This window comes from Methylobacterium sp. 285MFTsu5.1 (genome assembly GCF_000383455.1).
In the GTDB taxonomy this organism is placed as follows: Bacteria; Pseudomonadota; Alphaproteobacteria; order Rhizobiales; family Beijerinckiaceae; genus Methylobacterium.
The window spans coordinates 192726-217585 of record NZ_KB911271.1 but is presented as its reverse complement, the minus strand read 5'-3'; the positions used below and the strand labels follow the sequence as shown (position 1 = coordinate 217585).

Annotated in this window: 22 protein-coding genes; 11 read left to right on the top strand and 11 right to left on the bottom strand. The window is 71.5% G+C overall.

What is annotated here, in order from left to right; all coding sequences use genetic code 11:
- Positions 1 to 4: 4 nt before the first annotated feature.
- The 3 genes from H288_RS0105330 to H288_RS0105320 are packed head-to-tail and all read right to left on the bottom strand — an operon-like array spanning position 5 to position 2369.
- The gene (locus H288_RS0105330; RefSeq protein WP_020091556.1) at positions 5 to 961 is read right to left on the bottom strand and encodes an amino acid--[acyl-carrier-protein] ligase; all 957 of its coding nucleotides are present in this window, start codon (positions 959 to 961) and stop codon (positions 5 to 7) included.
- Positions 961 to 2124, bottom strand: a complete 1164-nt coding sequence (locus H288_RS0105325; protein ID WP_020091555.1) for an acyl-CoA dehydrogenase family protein — start codon at positions 2122 to 2124, stop codon at positions 961 to 963. Before H288_RS0105325 ends, H288_RS0105330 begins: the two co-directional genes overlap by 1 nt.
- Complete coding sequence (locus tag H288_RS0105320; RefSeq protein WP_170855117.1) at positions 2121 to 2369, bottom strand: acyl carrier protein; 249 nt, start codon at positions 2367 to 2369, stop codon at positions 2121 to 2123. The genes H288_RS0105325 and H288_RS0105320 overlap by 4 nt, the downstream gene beginning before the upstream one ends.
- A 390-nt stretch (positions 2370 to 2759) precedes the next feature.
- On the opposite strand from H288_RS0105320, the gene H288_RS0105315 reads away from it, so the two are divergent.
- The 9 genes from H288_RS0105315 (at position 2760) to H288_RS0105275 (ending at position 15362) form a co-directional block, all read left to right on the top strand.
- Entirely contained in the window at positions 2760 to 3848 is a 1089-nt protein-coding gene (locus tag H288_RS0105315) for an acyltransferase (protein ID WP_020091553.1), read from the top strand.
- Between the two features lie 309 nt (positions 3849 to 4157).
- Positions 4158 to 5327, top strand: a complete 1170-nt coding sequence (locus H288_RS0105310; protein WP_020091552.1) for a glycosyltransferase — start codon at positions 4158 to 4160, stop codon at positions 5325 to 5327.
- 11 nt (positions 5328 to 5338) lie between these two features.
- Positions 5339 to 7534, top strand: coding sequence for a polysaccharide biosynthesis tyrosine autokinase (locus H288_RS0105305; RefSeq protein ID WP_020091551.1), 2196 nt, complete (start codon positions 5339 to 5341; stop codon positions 7532 to 7534).
- Positions 7531 to 8757 carry a glycosyltransferase gene (locus H288_RS0105300; protein ID WP_020091550.1) on the top strand — a complete coding sequence of 409 codons (1227 nt, stop codon included), beginning with the start codon at positions 7531 to 7533 and terminating at the stop codon, positions 8755 to 8757. The genes H288_RS0105305 and H288_RS0105300 overlap by 4 nt, the downstream gene beginning before the upstream one ends.
- A 44-nt stretch (positions 8758 to 8801) precedes the next feature.
- Positions 8802 to 9938, top strand: a complete 1137-nt coding sequence (locus H288_RS0105295; protein ID WP_020091549.1) for a glycosyltransferase family 1 protein — start codon at positions 8802 to 8804, stop codon at positions 9936 to 9938.
- Positions 9919 to 11175 carry a glycosyltransferase family 4 protein gene (locus H288_RS0105290; protein WP_020091548.1) on the top strand — a complete coding sequence of 419 codons (1257 nt, stop codon included), beginning with the start codon at positions 9919 to 9921 and terminating at the stop codon, positions 11173 to 11175. Before H288_RS0105295 ends, H288_RS0105290 begins: the two co-directional genes overlap by 20 nt.
- Positions 11176 to 11285: 110 nt before the next feature.
- Complete coding sequence (locus H288_RS0105285) at positions 11286 to 12509, top strand: glycosyltransferase family 4 protein (protein WP_026604684.1); 1224 nt, start codon at positions 11286 to 11288, stop codon at positions 12507 to 12509.
- Positions 12506 to 14017 carry a lipopolysaccharide biosynthesis protein gene (locus tag H288_RS0105280; RefSeq protein ID WP_020091546.1) on the top strand — a complete coding sequence of 504 codons (1512 nt, stop codon included), beginning with the start codon at positions 12506 to 12508 and terminating at the stop codon, positions 14015 to 14017. Before H288_RS0105285 ends, H288_RS0105280 begins: the two co-directional genes overlap by 4 nt.
- 100 nt (positions 14018 to 14117) lie before the next feature.
- Positions 14118 to 15362: an O-antigen ligase family protein gene (locus H288_RS0105275; protein ID WP_020091545.1), complete on the top strand. Its 1245-nt coding sequence runs from the start codon at positions 14118 to 14120 to the stop codon at positions 15360 to 15362.
- Between the two features lie 38 nt (positions 15363 to 15400).
- Here H288_RS0105275 and H288_RS0105270 read toward each other — a convergent pair whose 3' ends face one another.
- The 8 genes from H288_RS0105270 to mdcA form a co-directional block, all read right to left on the bottom strand.
- Positions 15401 to 16882, bottom strand: coding sequence for an aldehyde dehydrogenase (locus H288_RS0105270; protein WP_020091544.1), 1482 nt, complete (start codon positions 16880 to 16882; stop codon positions 15401 to 15403).
- A 68-nt stretch (positions 16883 to 16950) separates the two neighbouring features.
- Positions 16951 to 17934 (bottom strand): GDP-mannose 4,6-dehydratase, encoded by a 984-nt coding sequence (gene gmd, locus H288_RS0105265; RefSeq protein WP_020091543.1) that lies wholly within the window; start codon positions 17932 to 17934, stop codon positions 16951 to 16953.
- 176 nt (positions 17935 to 18110) lie between these two features.
- Positions 18111 to 19037 carry an acyltransferase domain-containing protein gene (locus H288_RS0105260; protein WP_020091542.1) on the bottom strand — a complete coding sequence of 309 codons (927 nt, stop codon included), beginning with the start codon at positions 19035 to 19037 and terminating at the stop codon, positions 18111 to 18113.
- A complete protein-coding gene (gene mdcG, locus H288_RS0105255) occupies positions 19034 to 19693 on the bottom strand; it encodes a malonate decarboxylase holo-[acyl-carrier-protein] synthase (protein ID WP_020091541.1) in 660 nt (219 codons plus the stop codon). Before mdcG ends, H288_RS0105260 begins: the two co-directional genes overlap by 4 nt.
- A complete protein-coding gene (mdcE, locus tag H288_RS0105250) occupies positions 19686 to 20402 on the bottom strand; it encodes a biotin-independent malonate decarboxylase subunit gamma (RefSeq protein ID WP_020091540.1) in 717 nt (238 codons plus the stop codon). Before mdcE ends, mdcG begins: the two co-directional genes overlap by 8 nt.
- On the bottom strand, positions 20389 to 21318 hold the full coding sequence (locus tag H288_RS0105245; protein WP_020091539.1) for a biotin-independent malonate decarboxylase subunit beta: 930 nt from the start codon (positions 21316 to 21318) through the stop codon (positions 20389 to 20391). The genes mdcE and H288_RS0105245 overlap by 14 nt, the downstream gene beginning before the upstream one ends.
- A gap of 2 nt (positions 21319 to 21320) precedes the next feature.
- Entirely contained in the window at positions 21321 to 21629 is a 309-nt protein-coding gene (gene mdcC / locus H288_RS0105240; RefSeq protein ID WP_020091538.1) for a malonate decarboxylase acyl carrier protein, read from the bottom strand.
- Positions 21630 to 21667: 38 nt separating this feature from the next.
- A complete protein-coding gene (gene mdcA / locus H288_RS0105235; RefSeq protein WP_020091537.1) occupies positions 21668 to 23314 on the bottom strand; it encodes a malonate decarboxylase subunit alpha in 1647 nt (548 codons plus the stop codon).
- 227 nt (positions 23315 to 23541) lie between these two features.
- Between mdcA and madL the strand changes: the two genes are divergently transcribed.
- Both madL and madM read left to right on the top strand, forming a co-directional pair.
- Positions 23542 to 23973 (top strand): malonate transporter subunit MadL, encoded by a 432-nt coding sequence (gene madL, locus H288_RS0105230; protein WP_020091536.1) that lies wholly within the window; start codon positions 23542 to 23544, stop codon positions 23971 to 23973.
- Positions 23974 to 23990: 17 nt separating this feature from the next.
- Positions 23991 to 24755: a malonate transporter subunit MadM gene (madM, locus tag H288_RS0105225; protein ID WP_026604683.1), complete on the top strand. Its 765-nt coding sequence runs from the start codon at positions 23991 to 23993 to the stop codon at positions 24753 to 24755.
- Positions 24756 to 24860: the final 105 nt, after the last annotated feature.

The following is a 24860-nucleotide window of genomic DNA, read 5'->3' as shown; positions in this document are numbered from 1 at the left end:
CGCCTCAGCCCCACAGCTCGGCGCGCACGGCGGCCGGCCACGCGGCGAGATCGAGCCCGTGGTGGCGCAGGAGCGCCAGCGTGATCCGCTCCAGGCCGAAACCGACGCAGGCCGTGTGGGCGACCTCGCCGTCGGCCTGGCGCAGCTCCCAGGTGCTGCCGAAATGGTCCTGGTGATAGTTGAAGCTGAGGCAGGCCGTCGGCTTGTCGACGCTGTTGACCGGGACGTTCAGCTCGAACTTCAGTCCCTGCGCCCGCTGGTTGTTGGCGAGCATCCGGCCGGCGCGGCCGAAGAACGGGTCGTTGGCCGCGTCGATCGCGAGCGGGAGACCGAGGGCGCGGATCATGGCCGTGCCGCGCTCGAGCCAGGCTTCGCGGAAGGCCAGGACCTGCTCGGGGCTGCCCATGCGCACGTATTCGCGCATCCGGAACAGCTGCATCCGGGTCGGCTCGAGCGAGGGCTCGCGCCGGAAGCAGTAGGATTGCAGGTCGAACAGGCGGCCTTCGGCCGGCAGCGCGCCCCGCGCGGCGGCGACCGGGTAGACCGGGTAGCAGGCCGCGGGCGTCAGCACGATGTCGGTGGCCTCCTGCTGCCCGGTCCAGTCGGTCCCGGCTTCGAGGCAGGCGAGGATCTCGGCGTGGCCGCGCGCGTCGCCGCAGAAGCTGTGTACGGTGCCGGCGAGGTTCGGGAAGCCCTTCAGGTAGCCGCTGCGCTCGAAGGCCGGGCGGCTCATGGCCGGCGGGAAGCGCAGCACTTCGGCCTCCTCGGCGGCTCCGAGTCGCGTGATCATCCGGTCGAGGGCGTCGACGACGCTCTCGAATCCGCCGCTGCGGCCGTAGAGGCCGTCGACGCCGGTTCGGACGAGCAGGCCGTGGTCGAACAGGCGGTCGAGGAAGGTGGGACCGCCGGCCGGCTCGTCCTCGAGCACGACGTCGCCGGGGGGAGAGGAGATCGATTCCATCACGCGCTCATGAGCTGGCCGCTGCCCTTCTGCACGAGCAGGAGCTTGGCGGTGTTGGCGAGGATGCGGTCATTGCCGATCATCAGCGGCGCGGAGAGGACGTCGCGCAGCGGCCGGCCCAGGCTGAAGGGCGTGTCGTTGCGGTAGCCGGCGAGGCCGACGATCGCGAGCGCCCGCCGGACGATGTCGACCGCCATGTCGGAGACGGTGATCTTCAGGTTGTTGAGCATCACGCAGAAGCCGACGGAGCCGATCGTGTCGGCGTCGCCGTGCGCGTCCTCGAAGCGGCGCAGGGCCGACACGATGGTGCCGCGCATGGCCTGATGCGCGCTGGAGACCTCACCGAGGCGCGTCGCGGTCGGCGGCACCTGCCCGGGCCGGCGCCGCGCCTCGGCCTGCACGAAGGCGCGGGCGCGGTCGACCGCGTAGGTCGCGATCCCGTACCAGACGCTGCTCCACAGGAGGTGCGATGAGGCCAGCATCGACTGGGCGGCGATCTCCGCGAACGGCTTCGGGAGGATCTGCTCGACCGGGACATTCCGCGCCTCCAGGCGGAAGCCGTCGCTGCAGGTCCCGCGCATCCCGAGCGTGTCCCAGTCGCCCGTTCGCGCGAGGGAGATCTGGTCGGCCATCAGCGCGACGAGGACCTGATCGGACGTCGCGGCGTCCGGATGGCGCCGGGCTGTGGCGAGAATCAGGTCGGCGTGGGCGCCGTAGGAGATCACCGACGCGTCCTTGCCGAGGGCGAAGACCTCGCCGGTCGTCTCCACGGCGCAGAGGCTGTTGCGCAGGTCCCCGCCGATGCCCGCCTCCGTGGTCGAGGAGGCGACCAGCAGCTGCTCGCGCGCGATGCGCTCCATCAGGCGCCCGTGCCACGGGCTGTCGATGCCGTGGGTCACGAGGCTGGAGACCTTGATGTGGTGCATCGCGAAGACCATCGCGGCCGCGCTGCAGGCCTGCCCGAGCGTGCTGCACAGCTCGGCGATCTGCGTCAGCCCCGCCCCCTCCCCGCCGAACTGGCCCGGGATCTGGAGGCCGAGTAGCCGCTCGGACCTCATCGCGGCCACGGCCTCCTCGGGAAAGCGGCCTTCGCGGTCGACGGCGTCGGCGTGGTGCGCCGCCACCGCCGCGGCCCGCTCGGCGCGCGCGGCGAGCGTGCTCATGCGGCTTCCTGCTGGATGAGGGTGGAGACGGCCTCGCGGATCGCGCGGATCGACGAGAACGACTTGCGGTTCAGGAGCTCGTCGGGGAACTCGATGCTGAAGCGCTCCTCGAGGCCCAGCATCAGCTGGACGGAACCGAACGAGTCCAGCCCGAGATCGAACAGGCTGTCATCCTCGGAGAGCTGGTCGGCCTTCCCGGCGAAGGCTTCGTTCGCCCCGAGAATCTCACGGATGTCTTGAGCGATGTTCAAGGCGGAACTCCTTATTCCAGTTATCACGACGCTATTGAACGGATCGGCTCGGCGTCAAATTATCTATTGATTAATAGTAAATAGCGGTCCGTAGAGGGCGACACAGGGTTGCGCGCCGTGCAAACAGGAACCGGATGTGGCCGGCGGCTTACATTCGGCGGCGCGACCTTTACGATCACTTTCCAGCTCTTGCTTTCGTGATCGTCCGTCCAGAGATTTCGCGGATTTAGCAACTCATGCGTGTAAATGCCCCGCCTGATCTTAAATTCGAGACCCGGGCCATTTAGGACGTTTCCGGACTCGTCGTGACGCGGCGGGGCCATCTCGGCCATAAGGGCGCGACGTCGCCCTTCCCGGGCGGGCCCAGCGATCAGCCGGCGCGCGATGATCTACAACCTCCAAATCCTGCGCGCCGTCGCCTCGTACCTCGTCTTCCTCACGCATTTCGGCCTCTACATCGGCCCCGTGCTGCCGAGACCGGATCTGCTCGCCTTCGGCGCGAGCGGGGTCGACGTGTTCTTCGTGCTCTCCGGGTTCATCATGTTCGTGAGCACGAGCGGGCGCCGCGAGAGCCCGGGCGAGTTCCTGCTCCGCCGCGCGTCGCGCGTTGTCCCGGTCTACTGGCTCGTCACGCTCGCCCTGGCGCTCATCGCGCTGACGGGCCTGAAGCCCATCGGGATCGTGGAGATCCGGCCAGATTACGTCGTCCAGTCCCTGCTGTTCCTGCCGTTCTCCCGCGGCGGCTTCGTCGAGCCGCTCAACTCCGTGGGCTGGACACTCAATTACGAGATGTTCTTCTACGTGGTCTTCGCGGCGCTGCTCATGGTGCCGAGACCCGCCTTCCGGGCGTTCGGTGCGGCCGCGATCTTCCTGGCGCTGATCCTGCTCGGATTGCTGCCCGCGTCGAATCTCTACTGGGCGTACTACACGAAGCCGATCCTGATCGAGTTCGCCGCCGGCATCGGGCTGGGATACGCCTACCTGCGGCTCCGGGCGCCGGCCGCGGGCTTCCCGGTCCGGCGCGTGGCGTGCGCGGCCGTCGCGGCCGCTCTTGTGCTCATCCTCGGCGGCCAGATCGTGGCCGACGCGCTCGGCGTCAGCCCCGAGCTGTCCGGCTTCGCGCGCCCGCTGATCTGGGGGTCAGCGGCCGTCCTGATCGTCGGTGCGATGCTGCTGCTGGAGCGGGGCGGCATCGCCCTGAAGTCGCGCTGGCTGCTGTCGCAGGGCAATGCCAGCTATTCCTTCTACCTGGTCCACAACCTGCTGCTGCACAGCGCCGCCAAGATCGCGGCGCTCGTCGTCGCGCCCGGCTTCGCGCGCGCCGCCCTGATCTTCGCGATCGCGTTCCCGGCGGCGGTCGCCGCCGGCGAGTTGCTGTTCCGGTATGTCGAGACGCCGGTGATCGCGGCCCTGCGGCGCCGGCTCGACCGGCGGCCCTCGCCCGATCCCCTGCCCGTTCCGGCCGCTTCGTAGGCCGCGCAGCCGGGCCCCCGCCGCCGGTGTGCCGACCCGGCGCAGCGGGCACCCACGGGGAGTCATGCCGAAGATTGCAGGTCTGAGAACACCCTTCGCTTAACGTTAATTATTGGCAAAAATTAAGTTTACACGCCGCGTCTCTCGTCTAAACAGGCGCTATTTTCGACTGTTGCTGCGGCGGTGACCCCTTTTTTACAGATCACGCTGCTATTACCCTCTCGTGTGTGCCTTGGCCCGCTGTCACCGGCGGGACCGGCAGGACGTAATGCATGGTCCAGCGTCCGGCGCACCGACGAGGAAGCTGTGATGCGTGTCGCGATCGTTCACGACTGGTTGTACATCGTCGGTGGCGCCGAGCGTGTCCTCGAGCAGCTGCTGCGGATCTATCCGGACGCGGATGTCTTCGCGCTCTTCGACTTCCTGCCTGAAGCAGACCGGGCGCGGCTGGGCTACACCCAGGCGCATACGAGCTTCATCCAGCGCATGCCCTTCGCGCGGACGCGGCACCGCAACTACCTGCCGCTGATGCCGCTCGCGATCGAGCAGTTCGACCTGTCGGCCTACGATCTCGTCATCTCGAGCAGCTACGCGGTGGCGAAGGGCGTCCTCACCGGGCCCGACCAGCTCCACGTCTCCTACATCCACTCGCCCATGCGCTACGCCTGGGACATGCAGCACACCTACCTGCGGGAGAGCGGCTGCGACGCGGGCATGAAGAGCGTGCTCGCCCGGCTGATCCTGCACCGGATGCGCGTCTGGGATTTTCGCACGGCGGCCGGTCCCAACGCGATCGTGGCCAACTCCGCTTTCGTCGCCCGCCGCATCCACAAGGTCTACGGCCGCACCGCCGAGGTCATCCACCCGCCGATCACGCTGCCGATCCAGCAGTATGACGGGCCGCGCGGCAACCACTTCCTCGTGGCCAGCCGGCTCGTGCCGTACAAGAACGTCGAGGCGGTGATCCGCGCGTTCGCGCTGCTCCCCGACCTCGAACTCGTGGTGGCGGGCACCGGGCCCGATGCCGCGCGGCTGCGCGAGATCGCGGGGCCGAACGTGTCGTTCTCCGGCTTCGTGCCCGACGCGGAGCTGCGCCACCTCATGGCCACGGCCCGCGCCTTCATCTTCGCGGCCGAGGAGGATTTCGGGATCATCGTGGTCGAGGCCACGTCGGAGGGCACGCCGGTCCTCGCGTTGGGCCGCGGGGGCGCCCGCGAGACGGTCCAGACCCGCGGCCCGCAGCGCACCGGGATGTTCTTCGACACGCCCGAGCCCGTGGCGATCGCCGAGTGCGTCCAGCGCTTCCTGCTGCAGGAGAGCCACTTCACCCGCGAGGCCTGCTGGGCGCAGGCCGAGCTGTTCTCGGCCGAGCTGTTCCGCAGCCGGTTCTCGACCTTCGTCGACGACCAGATGGCGATGCACCGGGCCGCCTGCGAGACGCGCCCGCGGATCCTGCCGCGCCTCGAAGCCGTCGGCTGAGGACGCGCCGCATGTCCTTCCTGACTGTCGATCTGGCCGACCGGACGCCGGTTCGCGCCCTCGCCCAGGAGCCGGCGCGCGGCGGTCCGCTGGCCGCGGCCCTCGCCCGGATCTGGCATCGCCGCTACCTGTTCGCGGCGGTGTTCGCCACCGTCCTCGGCCTCGCCGTGACCGCCCTGCTGATGATCCAGCGGCAATACGTGGCGAGCGGCTCGGTCATCGTGGCCGAGGCGGAACCGGGCGCCAATAACGCCTCGATGGCCTGGATCCAGAAGATCGGCGACCCGGCCGACATCGAGAGCCAGATCCTGGTGATCCGCTCGCCGCGGCTCCTGCGCCTCGCGATCGACGACAACCTGGTCGCCGCGGTGCTGGCCGAGTGCCGCTACGCGGCCACAGGGGGGCATCCCGACCGGATCAGCGAGAAGAAGGACGCCGCCTGCACGAAGCTCACGACCGACCGCAACGCGCTCGTCGACTACCTGCAGAAGCGCTACACGGTCCTGAGCTCCGGTCGCTCGCGCATCATCACCATCGGCTACAAGTCGCCGCTGCCCGAGACGGCGCAGACGATGGCCAACGGCCTGATCAACGCCTTCTTGGATGACCAGCGCGAGGCGCAGGCCTCGAGCCGCAAGGCGGCGGCCGACTGGCTGCACACCGAGATCAGCCAGCTGGACGCCTCGATCCGGGCCGACGAGACCCGCATCCAGACCTTCCGGCGCCGCAAGGGCCTGCTGAAGGGCTCGCTCGCCCCGATCAGCGCGGAGCGGCTCACCAGCATCAGCCAGCAGCTCGCCGCGGCCGAGACCGCCAAGGCGGACGCGGCCGCGCGGCTCTCCGAGATCGAGGCCAAGGGTGCCCGCGGCGCCGACAGCGCCCCGGCCGTCCTGGCAAGCCCGACCATCGTCTCGCTGAAGCAGCAGCTCAGCGGCGTCAGCGCGCAGCTCGCCAACCAGAGCACCCTGCTGGGCGCGAACCACCCGGTGATCCGGGCGCTCGAGACCGAGCAGGCGAGCCTGCGCGCTCGGATCGAGCAGGAGATCGGCAACGTCGCCAAGGGCCTGCGCAAGTCCTACGAGGCTTCGAACGCCCTGGCCAAGTCGCTGCGCGCCCAGCTCGAGACGGCGAAGACCGACGCCGCCGCCGCCATGGACGACGAGGCGTCGATCGAGGGCATGGTGCGCAACGCCGAGATCAAGCGCACCCGCTACGCCGATCTGGTCAAGCGGGCGGGCGAGCTGGAGACCGAGCGGCGCATACTCACCGGCAGCACGCGGCTCGTCAGCCTCGCCGAGCTGCCGCAGGAGCCGTTCTCGCCCAAGGCCGTGCCGTTCCTGGCGGGCGGCATCGTGCTGGCGGGCGTGCTCGCGGCCGCCGCCGCGCTGCTGCGCGACTACACCGACCGGCGCGTGCGCACCTCGGCGCAGCTCATGGCCGGCACCGGCGCCCCGGTCTTCGCGCAGCTGCCGAGCCTGGAGCCCGCCGGCCTCGTCGGCCGCTTCTCCGAGCGGCAGCGCGAGCTCGACCTCGCGGAGGCCCTGGCGCGGGCGCGGGTCGACCCGGTGATGCAGAACGTCCTGCGCAACCTGCACGCCCATCTCGTGCTGGCGGGCGCCTGCAAGTCCCGCGTCATCCTGGTGACTTCGGCGAAGCCGCGGGAGGGCAAGTCGTTCACGGCCTTCGCGCTGGCCGGCATCGGCGCCGCGAGCGGCCGCCGGGTGCTGGTGGTCGAGTGCGACCTGCGGCGGCCGAACTTCGAGGCCTCCCTAGGACTCGGCCGCGGCCCCGGCCTCGGCGGCGTGCTCCGCGGCGAGATCGACCCGGCCGACGTGGTGGTCCAGGCCGGACGCTTCGACGTCATCCCCGCGGGAACGCCGACGGCCGACTCGACCGAGCTCCTGATGGGCGACCGGATGGCCGACTTCCTCAAGTGGAGCCGCCGCTACGACCTCGTCCTCTTGGACACCCCGCCGACCAGCCTCCTGATGGATGCGGCGATGCTGGCCCGCCACGTCGACGGCGTGCTCTGCTGCGCCCGCTACGGGCGCTCGCAGCTCTCCGATACGGTCGAGACCGTGGCGAACCTGCGCCGCGCCGGCGGACACGTCCTCGGGATCGCCATGACGATGGTCCGCCCGGGCATCCAGTCGACCTACGACGTGATGCCGCTGCCCGATCCCCGCACGGCCGCGAGCGCGCGATGACCGAAGTGCTCCCCGCCGACGCGCTCGCGAAGCGCGGCCTCCTGGACCGGGCGCAGGCCGCGCGGTCCGTCGTCGCCGCGCGGCCGCGGGTCCTGTTCGTGAGCCATACCGGAACGATGTCCGGTGCCGAGCTGGTGCTCCGCGACGCAGTCCGGCCTTGGGCGGGCTCCAGCGCCTTCCTGTTCGAGGACGGCGCGCTGACCGCGGCCCTCCGCGACGCGGGTCTGGAGATCCGTCTCGCGCGTCGCCAGTCCGCCCTGGCGGGCCTCCGGCGGGACGTGTCACCGCTGAGCGCGCTCCCGGTCCTGGGCCAGCTCGGCGCCCTGGCGCTGGAGATCGCCCGATCGGCCCGGTCCTGCGACGTGGTCTACGCCAACTCGCAGAAGGCCTTCCTGCTCTCGTCTCTGGCCGCGCGCGCCGCCGGGCGCCCCCTGATCTGGCACCTCCACGACATCCTCGACGGGGCGCATTTCGGCCGGGCGCAGCGCATCCTGCAGATCCGGCTCGCCAATCTCTGCGCCGCCCGGGTGATCGTTCCCTCCGAGGCCGCCGCGCGGGCCTTCGTCCAGGCCGGCGGGCGCCGGTCGCTGATCCGCGTCGTGCCGAACGGCCTCGACGTCGATCCGGCACCCTGCTCCGCCGCCGTTCTGCGCGCGGAACTCGGCCTGCCGGACGGCCCCCTCGTCGGCGTCTTCAGCCGCCTCGCGCCCTGGAAGGGGCAGGACGTTCTGATCGAGGCGCTGGCGACCCTGTCCGGCCTCCGCTGCGTCGTGGTCGGGGCGCCGCTATTCGGCGAGGATGCCTACGCGGCGCACCTGCGCGACCTCGCGGCGCGGCGCGGCCTCTCGGACCGGGTGCTGTTCCTCGGACAGCGCGACGACGTCCCCCGGCTGATGCAGGCGGTCGACGCGGTCGTGCACCCCTCGGTCGATCCCGAACCGTTCGGCCGCACCCTGGTCGAGGCGATGCTGGTCGGCGTGCCGGTGATCGCCACCGACGCCGGCGCGTCCACTGAGATCCTCGACGGCGGCGCGGCCGGGACGCTGGTGCCGCCGCGTCGGTCGGATCGCCTCGCGGCGGCCCTGTCGGCGCTGTTCGCCGATCCCGACGCCTTCAGGGCGCGCGCCGCGCTCGCGCGCGAGCGGGCGCTGTCCCGCTACGGCGCGGAGAGCATGCAGCGCGATCTCGCCGACATCATCCTCCAGGTCGCCGGCCGGGCCTGACGGGCCGGCGATCCCCCTTCCCGTTCGGAGCCGCCAGACCCGCCATGCCGCGCGTCCTCGTCAACATGCCGAGCCAGCATGCCGGTCGGCCGTCGGGCGTCGCGCTCGTCGCCTTCCGGGTGATCGCCGGCCTGGTCGCGCGCGGCACCTTCGCGGTGGTGCTCCGCTCCCCGTGGCGCCGCGACCAGCTGCCGGCGTCGATCCGCGACCGCGTCGAGGTCGTGACGGTGCCGCGGCCGCGGATCATGCTGCTCGACGTCCTGCGCCAGTGCCTCGCCGTCCCGCGGCTGTGCCGCGCCCGCGCCATCGACGTCGTGCTGAACATCGACCCGTACGGGGCGGCCTTCGGCGGCCGCGTCCGCGTCAGCGTGGTGCACGACCTGTATTTCCGCACGCTGCCCGAGCGCGTCCGCTCCCGCGAGGCCCTGACCACCGACCCGATCTTCCGCCTGGTCCTCGGCAACAGCGCCCGGGTAATCGCCGTCTCGGACGCGACACGGCGCGATCTGGAGTACCATTACCCGCGGCTCCGCGGCCGGACGCGCACCGTGCCGTCCGCGGCCATGCTGGACCCATCAGTGGCTTGTTCCGTCGCCGAAGTCCCGGCGGGGCCGTACGTGCTGGCCGTCGGCAACGCCCTCTACAACAAGAACTTCGCGACCCTTGCGCGCGCCGTGGTCGCGCTCGGGAGGCCGGGGATCGGGATCGTCCACGTCGGCGAGGATTCCGACGAGGCCGTCGCCGCCGCAATCGGCGACGCGCCGATCCCCCTGACCCGCCTGTCGGGCATCGGCGACGACAGGCTGGCGGCCCTCTATCGCGGCGCGCTGTGCCTGTGCGTCCCGTCCTTCGCCGAGGGATTCTGCCTGCCCGTTCTGGAGGCGCAGGCCCTTGACTGTCCCGTGATCTGCTCGGACCGCTCCGCGACGCCCGAGATCGCGGGAGCCGGCGCCCTCACCTTCGATCCCGCCGACGCGGCGGCGCTGACCGAGTGCCTGCGCCGCCTGCTGGACGAGCCCAATCTCAGGGACACGCTGATCGCCCGCGGCCGCGACAATGTCCGGCGCTACGACTGGGCCGAGACCGCCCGCCGCTACGAGACACTGCTGCTCGACGCGCTTCAAGACGGCGCGGCGGCGCGTTCCGCCCGGGAGGTGCCGCATGCGCATCCTGCACCTTAGCTCCCTCTACGCACCCGAGCAGGTCGGCGGCGCCGAACTGATGGTCGAGACGCTCGCCCGGACCCAGGCGGATCTCGGCCACAGCGTCGCCGTTGCCTGCGCGGCGCGGACCGAGGGCGGACCGGTCCTGCAGGACGGCGTCACGGTTTACCGGATCGGCTACGGGACGCCGTTCCACATCCTCGATTGGCCGCAGCGCGGGCGGGTCGAGCGCCTCCGCTACAAGGTCGCGGCGCAGTGGAACCGCCACGCCGTCGACCGGATGGAGCGGGCGGTCCGGGACTACGCCCCCGACCTCGTGAACACGCATTCCATCTCCGAGCTACCGCCGGCGCTCTGGCCGATGCTCCGGCGGCTCCGGGTGCCGGTCGTGCACACGCTGCACGACTTCACCAGCCTCTGCACCAACGGCGCGATGGTGCGCCACGGGCGTCCCTGCGCCCGGCAGCATCTCAAGTGCCGCCTCTACGCCGCGCCGCACCGGCGCTGCCAGCGCGCCGTGACGGCAGTCGCCGCCGTGGGCTCGGACATCCTCGACCGCCACCTCGCCGCCGGCCTCTTCGCTCATGTGCCGCCGTCGCTGCGCCGGGTGATCTGGAACCCCATCCCGCCCGGCTCGCCGGTGACGCGGGCGAAGCGGGCGCCCGGCGCGCCGGTCCGGTTCGGCTATCTGGGCCGGATCGAGGGCGCAAAGGGCCTCGACGTCCTCCTCGAGGCCTGCCGGCGCCTGCCGGAAACCGGCTGGCACCTCGCCGTCGCGGGCCGTGCCGTGGACGGGCTGGACCGCTACCGTGCCCTGGCCGAGGGCCTGCCCGTCACCTTCCCGGGCTACGCGGAGCGCGACGCCTTCCTCGACGATCTCGACTGCCTCGTGGTCCCGCCGATCTGGCCCGAGCCCTTCGGCCGGACGGTGGCAGAGGCCTACGGGCGCGGCGTCCCGGTGATCGGCACCGCGACCGGCGGCATCGGCGAGCAGGTCGGGTCCGGCCCCTGGCTGGTCCCGCCCGGCGACGCGCCGGCGCTCGCCGCCGCGATGGCCCGGATCATCGCGGAGCCGGCCCGTCTCGCCGAGGGGCTCGCCCGCGCCGCACGCATCCGCGCCGGCACCGATCCGGTCGCTGTGGCGACCGCCTATCTCGATCTCTACGCCGCGACCCGCGACGCGGCCTCCATCGAACCGCTTCCCGAGCCTTCCGCCCGCGCGGAGCGCCCGCACCTCAGCGAGTGCCGTTCATGATGACCCCCACCCTGTCGTCGAGCTACGCCCGGGTCCTCTCGGAGGAACCCCGCGCCCAGGACCGGGACCGCCCGAGGGATCAGGCGGCCGCGCGCGCGGTGACCGGCCCCCTGCGGATCCTGCATCTCAGCGCCCTCTACCCGCCCTACATCGTGGGCGGCGCCGAGCGCTCGGTGGAGCACCTCGCCGAGGAACTCGTCGCGGCCGGCCACACGGTGGCGGCGGCCTGCATCGCCCGGGAGCCCGAGCCCAAGAGCGTGCGGGGCGGCGTCACCGTCTACCGCATGGCCCACCACAACGATTTCTGGCTCGAGGACTGGCCCCAGGCGAGCCGCTTCGGCCGCGCCTGGGCGAAGCTCAAGCAGCAGTGGAATTTCGCCGTCGCGGCCGAGTTCGGCCGCGTCCTCGACGATTTCCGGCCCGACATCGTGAACACGCACTCGCTGCTCGACGTCTCGACTCTCGTCTGGCGCGAGGCGGCCAAGCGCGGGATCCCGATCGTCCACACGGTCTGCGAGTACGACCTGATCTGCGGCAACGCCGCGATGTTCAGGGACGGCAAGCCGTGCGACCGCTGGCACCTGGGCTGCAAGGTGGTCAACGCCGCCAAGCAGATCACGAACCGGTCGGTGGACGCGGTCGTCAGCGTCGGGACCGAGATCCTCAAGACCCATGTCGGCCACGGGTTGTTCGCGCATCTCGCGCCCGAGCGGCGCCGGGTGATCTTCTATTCCTGCACCGTCCCAGAGGGCGACCCGGAGGCCAGGCGCCGGATCGACCGGACCGGCCAGCCGATGACCTTCGGCTATCTCGGCCGGATCAACAACGAGAAGGGGGTCGGCACGATGATCGACGCCTTCCGGCGGATCGGTCCCGGCGATTGGCGCTGCCTCGTCGCCGGCCACGCGATGGACGACTCGATCGAGCGGTTCAAGGCGCAGGCCGAGGGCCTGCCCATCGACTTCGTCGGCTGGGCGAAACCCGCCGAGTTCCTCAGCGCGATCGACGTGCTCATCGTCCCGTCGTTCTGGGCCGAGCCGTCGCCGCGGACGATCTACGAGGCCTACACGATGGGCGTTCCGGTGATCGGGGCGGGCTCGGGCGGCATCCCCGAGCTGATCGGCGAGGACAATGCCGACTGGCTGTTCACGCCGGGCGACGACGCCGACCTCGCCGCACGGCTGCGGACCGTGATCGCCCGCGGCCGCGGTGACCTGCCGGACGAGCGCGCCTTCCAGCACGTCATCCGCGAATCGACCTCGGAGCGCGTCGCCGAGAAGTACCTCGATCTCTACGCCGAACTCGTTGCCGAGCGTCGGGCGAGCCGCCCGTGAGCGCCGCCGCGCCGGTCCTGTCGGAGGCGGCCGCCGCCGAGGAGGAGCCGGGGCTCGCCTCCGGCGCCGCGGTGACGCGGCGCTCGTTCGACGCCGCGCGCTGGGTGGCGGTGGCCTCGGTCGGCAACGTGGTCCTCAGCTTCGGGGTGTTCCTCGTGCTCGCCCGCCTCATCGGGCCCGCCGAGTTCGGGATGGTGGCGATCGCCGCGGTCTTCATCGACATCCTGCAGATCGTCGCGCGCTGCGGCCTGCCCGACGCGGTGGTCCAGCGCGCCGACCTCGACGAGGACTTCGCCGCCACCGCCTTCTGGGTGATGCTCGCCACGGGTGTCCTGTGCGCCGTGGGCCTCGTGGCCCTGGCCGGCCCGATCGCCTGGATCTTCGACCTGCCAGCGCTGCGGCCGGTCCTGTGCGCGCTCTCCGCCTGTTTCGTCATCACCGCAGCGGGTGCGATCCACGAAGCGCGGCTCCAGCGGAGCTTCGGGTTCCGCAAGCTCGCCCTGCGGGCGCTCGGCGCCAACGTGCTCGGCGGCGCCGCGGCCCTCGTGCTGGCCCTCGACGGCTACGGCGTCTGGAGCCTGGTGGTGCAGCGGCTCGTCGCCGCGACCGCGACCACGCTCCTGACCTGGGCGGCGGCCCGCTGGATTCCGCCGCTGCGGCTGCATCTCGCCTCCGTGCGCGAGCAGATCGCGTTCGGCTCGCGGCTGTTCTGCACCTATCTGCTGCTCGTCGCCTCGATCCGGAGCCAGGAAGTCATCGCGGCCTACTTCCTGTCCGCCACCGATGTCGGCTACCTGCGCCTCGCGTGGCGCTGCATCGACCTCGTGAGCCAGGTCGCGGTCATCCCGCTGACCACGGTCGGGCTGACCACCTACGCGCGCCTCCAGGACCGTCCGGGCGAGCTGGCCGCGGCCTTCCACGGATTCACCGAGGCCTCGGCCTTCCTGGCCGTGCCCGCCTTCTTCGGCATGGCGGCCGTCGCCCCGACCCTCATCCCGTTCCTGTTCGGCGACCAGTGGCACGACGCGGCGCCGGTGCTGCGGACGCTCGCGCTCCTCGCCCCGGAATTCGTCGCCACCTCGATGCTGTGGATGATCTTCACGGCCCTGGGCCGCAACGGCACGGCCCTGCGGCTCGCCGGCGCGCAGTTCGGCCTCGGCGCCGCGGCGGCCCTCGTCACCGCGCCCTTCGGCCTCGCCGCACTGGTCGCCGGGCACGTGGTGCGGGCCTACCTGTTCACGCCCGCGATCGTCGCCAGCGTCGGGCGCGTCGTCCCGGTCACGAACGGGCGGCTCGTGCGGCTCCTCGCGCCGATCACGCTCTGCGCCGGCGCGATGGCCGGGCTGGTGCTGCTCGTCCAGGGGCCGATCCACGCCGCCCTCGGGGACCGGGTCGGCCTGTTCGCGGCGGTCGGAATCGGGATCGCGGCCTATCTGGGCCTCGCCTGGATCTTCATGCGCGGCACGCTCCGCACGGCCGTCGGCCTGGTCCTGAGACGCCCCGCCTGATCTGCACCCTCCGCCAACCTTTGTGGGCGACACTGCCCGCTAGAGGCCGCGGCCGGCGGAGCGTTCATCGGCGGCCGATGCGCGGGGACGGTGCAGGGTGATGGCGGGACAGGCGTTGCCGATCGAGACGCGTGCGCCGGCCGCGTCCCTCCTCGCGGACCGCGTCGCCGTGTTCCTGCTCGGCGCCGCCCTGAACTTCAACGTCCTGACCTCGACCTTCGGGCTGCCGTTCCAGCGCCTGTCCGACCTGCTGCCGTTCCTGCTCATCCCCTGGCTCGGGTTGCGCCGCGCCGTCGTCGCGGAGGCACTGCGGCAGGCCGCGCCCCTCGCCGGCATCCTGGCGCTGATCGCGGCCTCGTTGGTGCTGAAGGCCCACAAGCAGGCGGGCGACGTCTACCTGACCCTCGTCCTGCTGCTCTACGTGGTCCAGGCGTTCATCCTGCTGGTGATGTTCCGCGACCGGCGCGTCGAGGACGCATTCTGCGTCGGCCTGCTCGCCGGAATGCTCGCCTCCCTCGCGGTCCTGCTGCTCGCCGCCTCCGGCATGCCGCTCGACCGGTTCGGACTCGCCGTTCCCACGGACGGGCTCGACGAGGAGCTGAAGCTGTTCGTGCAGGACAAGCAGGGCGGCCTCTGGGCCTCCGGCAACGAGACCGGCCACGTCTTCGCCCTGGCCGGGGCCGCGGCCCTGCTGCTCAGCCTGCGCTATCGCCTGAAGATCGTCTATCTCGCCTACTTCGCGGCCCTCCTGGCGAGCTTCCCGTTCACCAACAACCGCGCCGGCCTGTTCATGCCGATCCTGTTCCTCGGCCTGCTGATGCGGCGGAACCTCAAGGCGCCCGCGGTGCTGGCCGCGCTCGGCGTCCTGGGCGTCCTGCTCGTGGCCTGGGCGGTGACGGGGGAGATCCCGCTGCCGGGGACGCTGTCCCAGGCGATCGAGCGGCGCTTCGCCGAGGACCACAACGTCACGGGCAATTTCGACGAGCGGTTCCTGTCCGGCGTGACCGCGCTCCAGCTGGTCCTCGAGTACCCGTTCGGCGTCGGCGAGGTCGCCCGCCGGGAGGAGCTGCAGGCCCTGACCGGGCTCGTGACACCACACAACGGCTTCGTGTCGCTGGCACTCCAGAGCGGCATCGCCGCGGCGCTGCTGCTCGTCGCCGGCCTCGGGCGGATCCTGCTGGCGCCCGCCGCCTTCGGGCCGTTCCTGACCTACAGCGCGGTGTTCCTGATCCCGTCGCTCATGTTCGAGGAACTGTCGGTCAACCAGTACTTCCTCTTCTTCATGGGCTTCGTCCTGGCATCCCTCGCGCTGCCACCGGACCGCGCCCAATCGACCCCGGATTAGGGACCGCGCCGCCACGGATCGCGGCGCGGCCCGCGGGCTCAGCGCATGACGAAGGGGTTCTCCGGGGCGTCGCGGCTCGTGGAGATCCAGACGCTCTTGGTCTCCAGGTACTCGCGGATCGACTCGATGCCGCTCTCGCGGCCGATGCCCGAGCGCTTCATGCCGCCGAACGGCATCATGTAGCTCACCGCCCGGTAAGTGTTCACCCAGACGGTGCCGGCCCGCAGACCCTTCGACATGCGCATCGCGCGGCCGATATCCTGGGTCCAGACACCCGCCGCGAGCCCGTAGATCACGTCGTTGCCGACCCTCAGCGCCTCGGCCTCGTCCTCGAAGCCGATGATCGACAGCACCGGGCCGAACACCTCCTCCTGGGCGATGCGCATGTCGTTGGTGACGCCCGTGAAGATCGTCGGCTCGACGAACTGGCCGCCGAGCACGCCGGGTCCGGAGGCGGGGTTGCCGCCGAAGACGCAGCGCGCGCCCTCGCTCTTGGCGAGCGCGATGTAGTCGAGCACCTTCGTGTACTGGGGCGGCGTGGTGATCGGCCCGATATTGGTGTCGGCCTGCATCGGGTCGCCGAGCTTGGCGGTGCGGGCCAGCTCGATCAGGCGCTCGGTGAATTCCTGGCGGATGCTGTTCTGCACCAGCAGGCGCGAGCCGGCGATGCAGGTCTGCCCGGTGGCCGCGAAGATGCCCGAGATCGCCCCCGCGGCGGCGGCCTTCAGGTCGGCATCGGCGAAGACGATGTTGGGCGATTTCCCGCCTAGCTCCAGGGAGACGCGCTTGATCTGCCGGGCGGCGGCCTCGTAGACTTTCGCGCCGGTGACGTCCGAGCCCGTGAAGGTGATCTTGGCGACGTCGGGATGCTCGACGATGGCGGTGCCGGCCTCGCCGCCGTAGCCGGTGACGACGTTGAACATGCCGTCGGGCAGCCCGGCCTCCTTGGTCAGGCGGGCGAATTCCAGCGTGCTCGCGGAGGCGAACTCGGACGGCTTCACCACGACCGCGCAGCCCGCCGCGAGCGCGGGCGCGCATTTCCAGGCGACGAACAGGAGCGGCGAGTTCCACGCCGTCAGCGCCCCGACCACGCCTACGGGCTCGTGCCGGGTGAACGCGAAGGTCTCGGGCTTGTCGATCGGCACCTGCGCGCCCTCGACCTTGTCGGCGAGCCCCGCGTAGTACCACCACCATTCCGGCTGGTAGCGGGTCTGGCCGTACATCTCGGCGAAGAGCTTGCCGTTGTCGCGGACCTCGATCTCGGCCAGCGCCTTGGCCTCGCGCTCGACGAGATCGCCGATCCGGCGCAGGACCTTGCCGCGGGCCGAGGCCGTCATGATCGCCCAGGGTCCGTCCCACATGGCGCGCTTGGCCGCGGCTACCGCCCGGTCGACGTCGGCGCGCCCAGCGCGCGGGATCCGCGCCCAGGGCTCGCCGCGATAGGGGTCGATGGACTCGAACCACGAGCCCTCGACCGGATCGACGGACTGGCCGTCGATGTAGAGCTGGTAGGTCTTCACGGCGCGCCTCTCCGTCCGGGGATGCGCGCCATATGGATCCGGAGCCCGCTCGCGGCGAGCCCGACGGCTCAGGCGTTGGCGCTGAGGCGCTTGATGTCGGCGTCGACCATCTCGGTGATCAGCGCCTCGAGGCTGGTCTCGGCCTCCCAGCCGAACGTCGCCTTGGCCTTGGCGGGGTTGCCCAGCAGCACCTCGACCTCCGCCGGCCGGAACAGCGCCGGGTCGACGATCAGGTGGTCGTCCACCTTCAGGCCGACATGCTTGAACGCGATCTCGCACATGTCCCGCACGGTCGTGGTCCGGCCGGTGGCGATCACGTAATCGTCCGGGCGGTCCTGCTGCAGCATCAGCCACATCGCCTGCACGTAGTCCCGGGCGTGGCCCCAGTCGCGCTTGGCGTCGATGTTGCCCAACCGCAGCTCCTTCTGCTTCCCGAGCTTGATCCGCGCCACCGCGTCGGTGACCTTGCGGGTGACGAACTCGACGCCGCGCAGCGGGCTCTCGTGGTTGAACAGGATGCCGTTCGACGCGTGCAGCCCGAAGCTCTCGCGGTAGTTGATGGTCATCCAGTGCGCGTACAGCTTGGCCACGCCGTAGGGCGAACGCGGGTAGAACGGCGTCGACTCGCTCTGCTTGGCCTCCTGGATCAGGCCGAACATCTCCGAGGTCGAGGCCTGGTAGTAGCGCGCCTGGGGCGCCGCCGAGCGCAGGCATTCCAGCATGTGCACCGCGCCGAGGCCGGTCACCTGCCCGGTGAGCAGCGGCTGCTGCCAGGACGAGGTCACGAACGACTGGGCGGCGAGGTTGTAGATCTCGTCGGGCTTCGTGGCCTGGACGATGCGCAGCAGGGCGGACTGGTCGAGCAGGTTGCCGTCGACCAGCTCGACGTCGTCGGTGATGCCGAGCCACTTCAACCGGTGGTCGAAGACTCCGGCGTGGCTGGAGCGCCGCACGATGCCGGTGACGGCGTAGCCCTTCTGCAGGAGCAGCTGCGCCAGATACGCGCCGTCCTGGCCCGTCACACCCGTGATCAGCGCTCGCTTGGCCGTCATGAACCCGTCCCGTCCCGAAGATGCCCGGCTGCTACGACCGCAACGGGCCGCGCGTCAAGGCGATGTGTCGACATCAGTATTGCGCCAAGCAAGCGGAGCCGGAGCGGCACATCGCCAGACTAGCGTCGCAACTCGACAGCCATCTGCAATGGTCATGCGACCCCAGTGCGGCACGGCTAAGGTCGCGCGAGCCAGTCCGCCACGCCGTCGAGCGAGCGGAATTCCTCGACGGCGTGGACGCGCGCCGCCGGGAGGGCGGCCCGGGCCATGGTGGCGAGGGCGTGGCCCGGCCCGAGCTCGAGGACGCGGTCCGCGCCGTACTCGCGGCACGCCTCCAGGCAGGCGGCCCAGTCGATCGTGCGCGAGATCTGGAGGGCCAGCTTCCCGCGACCCTCGGCATCCCGAAACACCGTGCTCCCGTCCAGCCCGCTGAGCAGCCGGGGCGCTCCGGGCGGCGGGCGGCGCGGCGGCACCGCGGCGAGCGCGTCCCGGAATGCGACCGTCGCGGCGTCGAGCAGGGGCGTGTGCGACGGCGTGTGAACGGGCAGGACCACGGCGCGCTGCGCGCCCGCGCCGGTCGCCTCCCGGCACAGCACCTCCAGCGCCGCGCGCGGACCGCCGACGACGCCGCTGTCGGCCGCGTTGCGGATGGCGAGGTGACAGCCGTGGCGCGCCGCGAGATCCGCGAGCCTGTCGAGGCTCAGGCCGCGGACGCCCGCCAGCCCGAACCCCGCGCCGGAGGCGGCATCCATGGCCTCCGCGCGCCGCGCGGCCAGGGCGAGGACGTCCGCAGGATCGAGGCGTCCGGCCACGCCCCAGGCGGCGAGATCGCCGATGCTGTACCCGGCCACGATCGACCGGTCCGGCATCGCCCCGACCAGGGCCCGCCACGCCGCCAGGGCGGCGACGCAGCACAGGATCTGGCCGGTCCGATTGGCGGTCAGGGTGTCGCCGCCGGCGCGCGCCAGGTCGCGCGGGTCGGCGCCGTCGAGGAGCGGTCTGGCGGCCGCGAACACGTCCTGGGCGGCTGGATGATCGGCCGTCAGGTCGAACATCGCCGGGTGCTGGCCGCCCTGGCCGGAGAGGAGGATCGCGAGGGTCATGCCGGGGGCGCGCCCCTCAGGCCCGCGACCGGCCGCAGGACCAGCCGGTCCAGGCTCTTGGCGAGCACCGAGCCGTCCTCCGGCGCGTCGCGCAGCTCGCGCCAGTGCAGGTCGGCGCCGTCCGGCAACTGGATCTCGCCGTCGATGCCCATCGGCGCCGTCTCCGCCGCGGCGGCGATGCCGTCGAGAAGGTTGACCGGCACCGGTGGTGGGCACGGCCAGAGCAGGTCGAGATCGGAGCTGGCGCTCAGGTAGGTTAGGCCGGTGACCGCCTGCCAGAGCAGGCTGCCGAAGGGGCGCGGCACGAGGCCGTGCCGCCGGCCGAGCGCCGTCAGGGCGTCGAGGCTCGGGCCCCAGGCCGCCGGCGCGCGAGTGGCGGCCTGGGCGAGGGTCACCACCGGTGCGGGCGCCAGCGCCGATGCCGGCAGCGCTAGCCCGATCCGCCGCTTGCCGTCCGCGGGCGGCAGCGGCAGGCCGAGCGGCACCGCGTCGCCGGTCTCTCCGGGGACGCGGCGGCGGACGATCAGCGGCCGGCCCGCAGCGGCCCAGCCGTCGAGATGGGGGACGGCGCCGAGGTCGGGCCGGTCCGCGCGCCACGCCGCCCAGGCCGCCGGATCGACCCGGACGAGGTCGTGGCGTCGGAACGGCTCAGCCAAGACGGGCTTGGTCGGCCACGGCCGCCGCGACGGTGCGGGCGACCGGGCGACCGCCTCGCTCGGCGCCCAGCCGGTCGCGGATATCCTCCGCCGGCAGGGTATCGATCACCGCGCGGATCTGGCCCTCCAGGGACAGGTCCGGGTTTAGAACCACGTGGACGGCGCCGGTCGCCACCATGTTGTCGAGGCCGGGCGCGAAGACGGGCGTCGACTTCGCCATGTCCTTCAGCGTGTCGAGCGGCAGCTTGGTCACCCGGGCGACGGACGGCAGGTCCATCACGCTCGGGTTCGCCCCGGGCAGGGCCGCGAGGACCCGCGTCGCGAGGGCCGTGGCGATGAAGGCGCCGGCGGCCGAGTGGCCATAGATCAACCCGATCGTCGGATGGCCCGCCCGGTCCGCGAGGAGCAGCGCCTTGGCGAGATGCGCGAGGCACTCGTTGAGACCCAGCAACTCGTCGCGGCGGCTCATGCGCTGGCTGTCGGAATCCACCGCCACGAGGATCGGCGCGCGGTCGCCAACCCGGACGGCGTCGAGCACGGCGCGCGACAGGACCAGCGCCCCGTCGACGCCCAGGGGCGTGTCGCCGTCGACGCCGACCACGTGCATCCGGCCGTCCGCGAAGGGGCCGGTCCCGGTCACGAGGCCGTCGCGCACCGCCACCGCGTGTCCTCGCGGGAACAGGGAGGCGAGGATCTCAGCGAGCGTCATGGTCGGCCTCCGGGCTCCGGGCCACGGTCTCGTCGAAGGCGGGCGTGTCCATCGCCGGCACCGCGTCGGGATCGTTCACGCCGAGGCGCGCCCAGACCTCGGTGGCGTCGCGGCAATCGCCGAATCGCTCGATCCGGGCCTTCAGGCGCGCCTGCTCGGCGTCCAGGGTCGCCAGATCGAAGGCCGGCGCTCGGCCGACGAGGTCGCGGGCGGCCGCGCGGAAGGCCGCGACCGTGTCGGCGCAGAAGGCGTCGGCGCCCCCGATCAGACGACGGTGCTTGCCACCCATGGTCCGCCAGACCAGAGCGCGGTCGCGGGAATCGAACTCCTCGGCGCCCTTGTTGGTCTCGATCACCTCGGGGCCGGAGACCGAGATGCGCCCGCTCTCCGACACGGCGAGCCGCGAGCAGGTGCCGGCGATGAGGCCGCCGCCGCCGTAGCAGCCGGCCCGCCCGCCGATCAGCCCGACGACCGGGATGCCGGCCGCGCGGACGTCGACGATGGCCCGCATGGTCTCGGCGATGGCCGTCTCGCCGGCATTGGCCTCCTGAAGGCGGACGCCGCCGGTGTCGAACAAGATAAGGACCGCCTTCGGCTTCAGCTCCAGGGCCGCGCGGAGCAGGCCGACCAGCTTGCCGCCGTGCACCTCGCCGAAGGCGCCGCCCATGAAGCGGCCCTCCTGGGCGGCGACCAGGACCGGGTCGCCGTCGAGGCGCGCGCTCCCGACCACGATACCGTCGTCGAAGGCGCGGGGCAGGTCGAAGAGCGGCAGGTGCGGGCTCATCCGCCGCTCGGTTGGCGGCAGGAACTCGCGGAAGCTTCCCGGATCGGTGAGCGCCAGCACGCGCTGGCGGGCGGTGGCCTCGTACCAGCTCAGGGCGTCCGGATCGAAGCGCGCGGCGCGGTCGGCAGCCATGGTCAGGCCTCCATCAGCCGCGCGCCCTGGAGCAGGCGCAGCGACACGGTGTCGGGGCGAGCGCCGCCGTCGTTGATGCTGATGCGGAGGCCGCCCGGCTGCGCCCGGGCAACGAAATCGGCCACCACCGCCTCCCAGACGTCGCCGTAGCCGGCGATCGGGGTCTCGATGGCCACCTCGCAGGCATCCGGCGGCAGCACCCGCTCCAGCAGGATCTCCAGGTTGCCGGAGGCGACGACGCCGGTGATCGCACTCGGCGCCGAGCCGGCCAGCGGCTTCTTGGTGGTGTGGCGGAAGGTCAGGGATTCCATCGCCGGCTCCTCGGGTGCGGATACGTCATCGCGCGACGCTACCAGTTCCGGAAGCGGGCGGGCGGCTCGTAGAGCCCGCCGGACCAGTGCACGAGATCCTTGATCGACTTCGCGGCGAGCAGTGCGCGGTCGGCGTCGAGCGGCTCGATGCCCAGATCCTCCGGGCGTCGGATGACGCCCCGGGCGCGCAGCTCCTCGACCTTCGCCCGGTCTCGACCGCGACCGACCTCGGTGTAGCCGGCCACGCCCCGGATCGCCTGCTCGCGCTCGTCGGCGTCGCGGCAGAGCAGGAGGTTGGCGATGCCTTCCTCGGTGACGATGTGAGTGACGTCGTCCGCATAGATCATGACCGGCGCCAGCTCGAGGCCGATCTTTTTGGCCAGTTCGAGGGCGTCGAGCTTCTCCACGAAGGTCGGCACCAGCTTGTCGCCGAAGGTCTCGACGAGCTGCACGACGAGCTTGCGCCCGCGCATCAGTGCCGGATCGCCGACGATCTGGCCCTCGCGGCCGGCCTTCATCCAGGCGTCGGAGGGGTGGCGTCGTCCGTGCGGGTCCGACCCCATGTTGGGCGCCCCGCCGAAGCCCGCCACCCGCGACTGGGTGATGGTCGAGGAATGGCCCATCAGGTCGATCTGCAGGGTCGCGCCGATGAACATGTCGCAGGCGTAGAGGCCGGCGGTCTGGCAGAAGGCCCGGTTCGAGCGCAGGCTCCCGTCGGCGCCGGTGAAGAAGACGTCCGGCCGCTCGCGGATGTAGCGGTCCATCCCGACCTCGGAGCCGAAGCAGTGAACCTGCTTGACCCATCCGGACTCGATCGCCGGGATCAGGGTCGGGTGCGGATTCAGCGCCCAGTGCGTGGCGATCTTGCCCTTGAGGCCGAGCTTCTCGCCGTAGGTCGGCAGCAGCAGCTCGATCGCGGCCGTGCCGAACCCGATGCCGTGGTTGAGCCGCTTGATGCCGTACTCCGCGTAGATGCCCTTGATCGCCATCATGGCGATCAGGATCTGCGTCTCGGTCATCGCCGCCGGGTCGCGGGTGAAGAGCGGCTCCACGTAGAAGGGCCTGTCGGCCTCGACCACGAAGTCGATCCGGTCGCCCGGGATGTCGACTCGCGGGACCGCGTCGACGATCTCGTTGACCTGCGCGACCACGACGCCGTTCTTGAAGGCGGTCGCCTCCACGACGGTCGGCGTGTCCTCGGTGTTCGGCCCCGTATACAGGTTGCCGTTCCGGTCGGCCGAGACGCCGGCGATCAGCGCCACGTTGGGCGTCAGGTCGACGAAGTAGCGGGCGAACAGCTCCAGGTAGGTGTGCACCGCCCCGAGCTCGATCTGGCCGCCGTAGAGCATCTTGGCGATGCGGGCGCCCTGCGGGCCCGAATACGAGTAGTCGAGCCGCTTCGCGATCCCGGTCTCGAACACGTCGAGGTGCTCGGGCAGCACGATTCCCGACTGGACCATGTGCAGGTCGTGGACCTTCCCGGGATCGCAGGCGCTCAGGCCGCGGGCGAGGCAGTCGGCCTGCTTCTGGTTGTCGCCCTCGAGGCAGACACGGTCGCCGGGCCGCAGGATGGCCTCCAGGAGGTCGACCACGGCTCCGGCCGGCACGACCTTGCCGTCCGCATGGGCGCGCCCCGCCGCGATCCGCGCGTCGCGCGCCTGCCTCTCACCGCGCCACTCGCCCATCCGCGTGCTCCCACCGGTGTACCGAACGTCATATAGCGGGCGATCTGGTATTCTCAAACCCTTCTCTATCACAGTTTCGTATACGGGATTGCGCACCTGTCAATATCTTGCATACTTTCACCAACGGCCCCCGAGGCCGATCCGGGAGGGCAACGCGCTATGTCGCACGCGTCCATACGGCCGTCGGATGCGGCCGGAAGAGCCGCTTCCTGGAAGGGGCAACGCCGATGATCGTCCTCGGTGTCGCCCTGCTCGCCGCCTGCACGCTGGTCGGCGTGTATCTCGGCGATCTCCTCGGCCTGGCCCTCGGCGTGAAGGCCAATGTCGGCGGCGTCGGCATCGCCATGATCCTGCTCATCGCCGCGCGCCTGTGGCTGTCCCGCCGGGGCCGCCTGACGAAGGGCGTTCAGTTCGACGTCGAGTTCTGGGCGGGGATGTACATCCCGATCGTGGTCGCCATGGCGGCCCAGCAGAACGTCGTCGCCGCCGTGAGCGGCGGCCCGATCGTGCTGATCGCCGCGACCGGCTCCCTGGTCCTGTGCTTCGGCGCGGTCGCCCTGCTGAGCCGGATCGGCCGGCGCGATCCCGGCGGCGGCCCCGTCGAGCACGGCGGATCCGTGATCGACGGCGACGCCGACCCCATCGCCAGGAAGGGATGATCGCCATGGGACCCGACATCTGGCACGGCATCGAGCACGTCTTCGTCGAGCAGAGCCTCGTGGCCGCCTTCGCGGTGGTCGGCGCGCTGATCCTGGTCTCGAACTTCGCCGCCAAGCACCTGACCAACGGCCGGGTCCACGGCTCCGCGATCGCGATCGTGCTCGGTCTGGTGCTCGCCTATGTCGGCGGGCTCTACACGGGCGGGAAGAAGGGCCTCGCCGACATCCCGGCGCTCGCCGGGATCGGCCTCATGGGCGGGGCGATGCTGCGCGACTTCGCCATCGTCGCCACCGCCTTCGAGGTGGACGTGATCGAGGCGCGGCGCGCGGGCCTGCTGGGTGTCCTGGCGCTGGCGCTGGGCACGATCCTGCCGTTCATCGTCGGCACCCTGACCGCCGTGGCTTTCGGCTATCACGACGCGGTCTCGATCACGACGATCGGCGCCGGGGCGATCACCTACATCGTCGGGCCCGTCACCGGCGCGGCGATCGGCGCGGATTCCACCGTGATGGCGCTGTCCATCGCCACCGGAGTGACCAAGGCGGTGATGGTGATGGTCGGAACGCCCCTGGTCGCCCGGCTGATCGGCCTCGACAACCCGCGCTCGGCCATGGCGTATGGCGGCCTGATGGGTACGGTCAGCGGAGTCGCCGGGGGCCTCGCGGCGACGGATCCGAAGCTCGTCCCCTACGGCGCACTGACGGCGACGTTCCACACCGGCATCGGTTGCCTCGTCGGACCGTCGATCCTGTTCCTGACGGTGCGGGCCCTGGTCGGCTGACGCGTCGGCTCACCGGCTTCCCGGCCGAACAGCGGATCCGCACGCGCGGATTAGGGTATGGTCCCGCATCGTCTTCCCGAGGACGGGCAGGCGCCGCTCAGGGGA

Excerpts from the sequence above, each read along its gene's own strand:
- H288_RS0105300 (WP_020091550.1), top strand. The coding sequence starts at position 7,531 with ATGACCGAAGTGCTCCCCGCCGACGCGCTCGCGAAGCGCGGCCTCCTG.
- mdcE (WP_020091540.1), bottom strand. The coding sequence starts at position 20,402 with ATGACGCTCGCTGAGATCCTCGCCTCCCTGTTCCCGCGAGGACACGCG.
- H288_RS0105330 (WP_020091556.1), bottom strand. The coding sequence starts at position 961 with ATGGAATCGATCTCCTCTCCCCCCGGCGACGTCGTGCTCGAGGACGAG.
- H288_RS0105290 (WP_020091548.1), top strand. The coding sequence starts at position 9,919 with ATGCGCATCCTGCACCTTAGCTCCCTCTACGCACCCGAGCAGGTCGGC.
- H288_RS0105325 (WP_020091555.1), bottom strand. The coding sequence starts at position 2,124 with ATGAGCACGCTCGCCGCGCGCGCCGAGCGGGCCGCGGCGGTGGCGGCG.
- mdcA (WP_020091537.1), bottom strand. The coding sequence starts at position 23,314 with ATGGGCGAGTGGCGCGGTGAGAGGCAGGCGCGCGACGCGCGGATCGCG.
- gmd (WP_020091543.1), bottom strand. The coding sequence starts at position 17,934 with ATGACGGCCAAGCGAGCGCTGATCACGGGTGTGACGGGCCAGGACGGC.
- H288_RS0105245 (WP_020091539.1), bottom strand. The coding sequence starts at position 21,318 with ATGGCTGCCGACCGCGCCGCGCGCTTCGATCCGGACGCCCTGAGCTGG.
- H288_RS0105310 (WP_020091552.1), top strand. The coding sequence starts at position 4,158 with ATGCGTGTCGCGATCGTTCACGACTGGTTGTACATCGTCGGTGGCGCC.
- H288_RS0105260 (WP_020091542.1), bottom strand. The coding sequence starts at position 19,037 with ATGACCCTCGCGATCCTCCTCTCCGGCCAGGGCGGCCAGCACCCGGCG.
- H288_RS0105275 (WP_020091545.1), top strand. The coding sequence starts at position 14,118 with ATGGCGGGACAGGCGTTGCCGATCGAGACGCGTGCGCCGGCCGCGTCC.
- madL (WP_020091536.1), top strand. The coding sequence starts at position 23,542 with ATGATCGTCCTCGGTGTCGCCCTGCTCGCCGCCTGCACGCTGGTCGGC.
- H288_RS0105305 (WP_020091551.1), top strand. The coding sequence starts at position 5,339 with ATGTCCTTCCTGACTGTCGATCTGGCCGACCGGACGCCGGTTCGCGCC.
- H288_RS0105315 (WP_020091553.1), top strand. The coding sequence starts at position 2,760 with ATGATCTACAACCTCCAAATCCTGCGCGCCGTCGCCTCGTACCTCGTC.
- H288_RS0105295 (WP_020091549.1), top strand. The coding sequence starts at position 8,802 with ATGCCGCGCGTCCTCGTCAACATGCCGAGCCAGCATGCCGGTCGGCCG.
- mdcC (WP_020091538.1), bottom strand. The coding sequence starts at position 21,629 with ATGGAATCCCTGACCTTCCGCCACACCACCAAGAAGCCGCTGGCCGGC.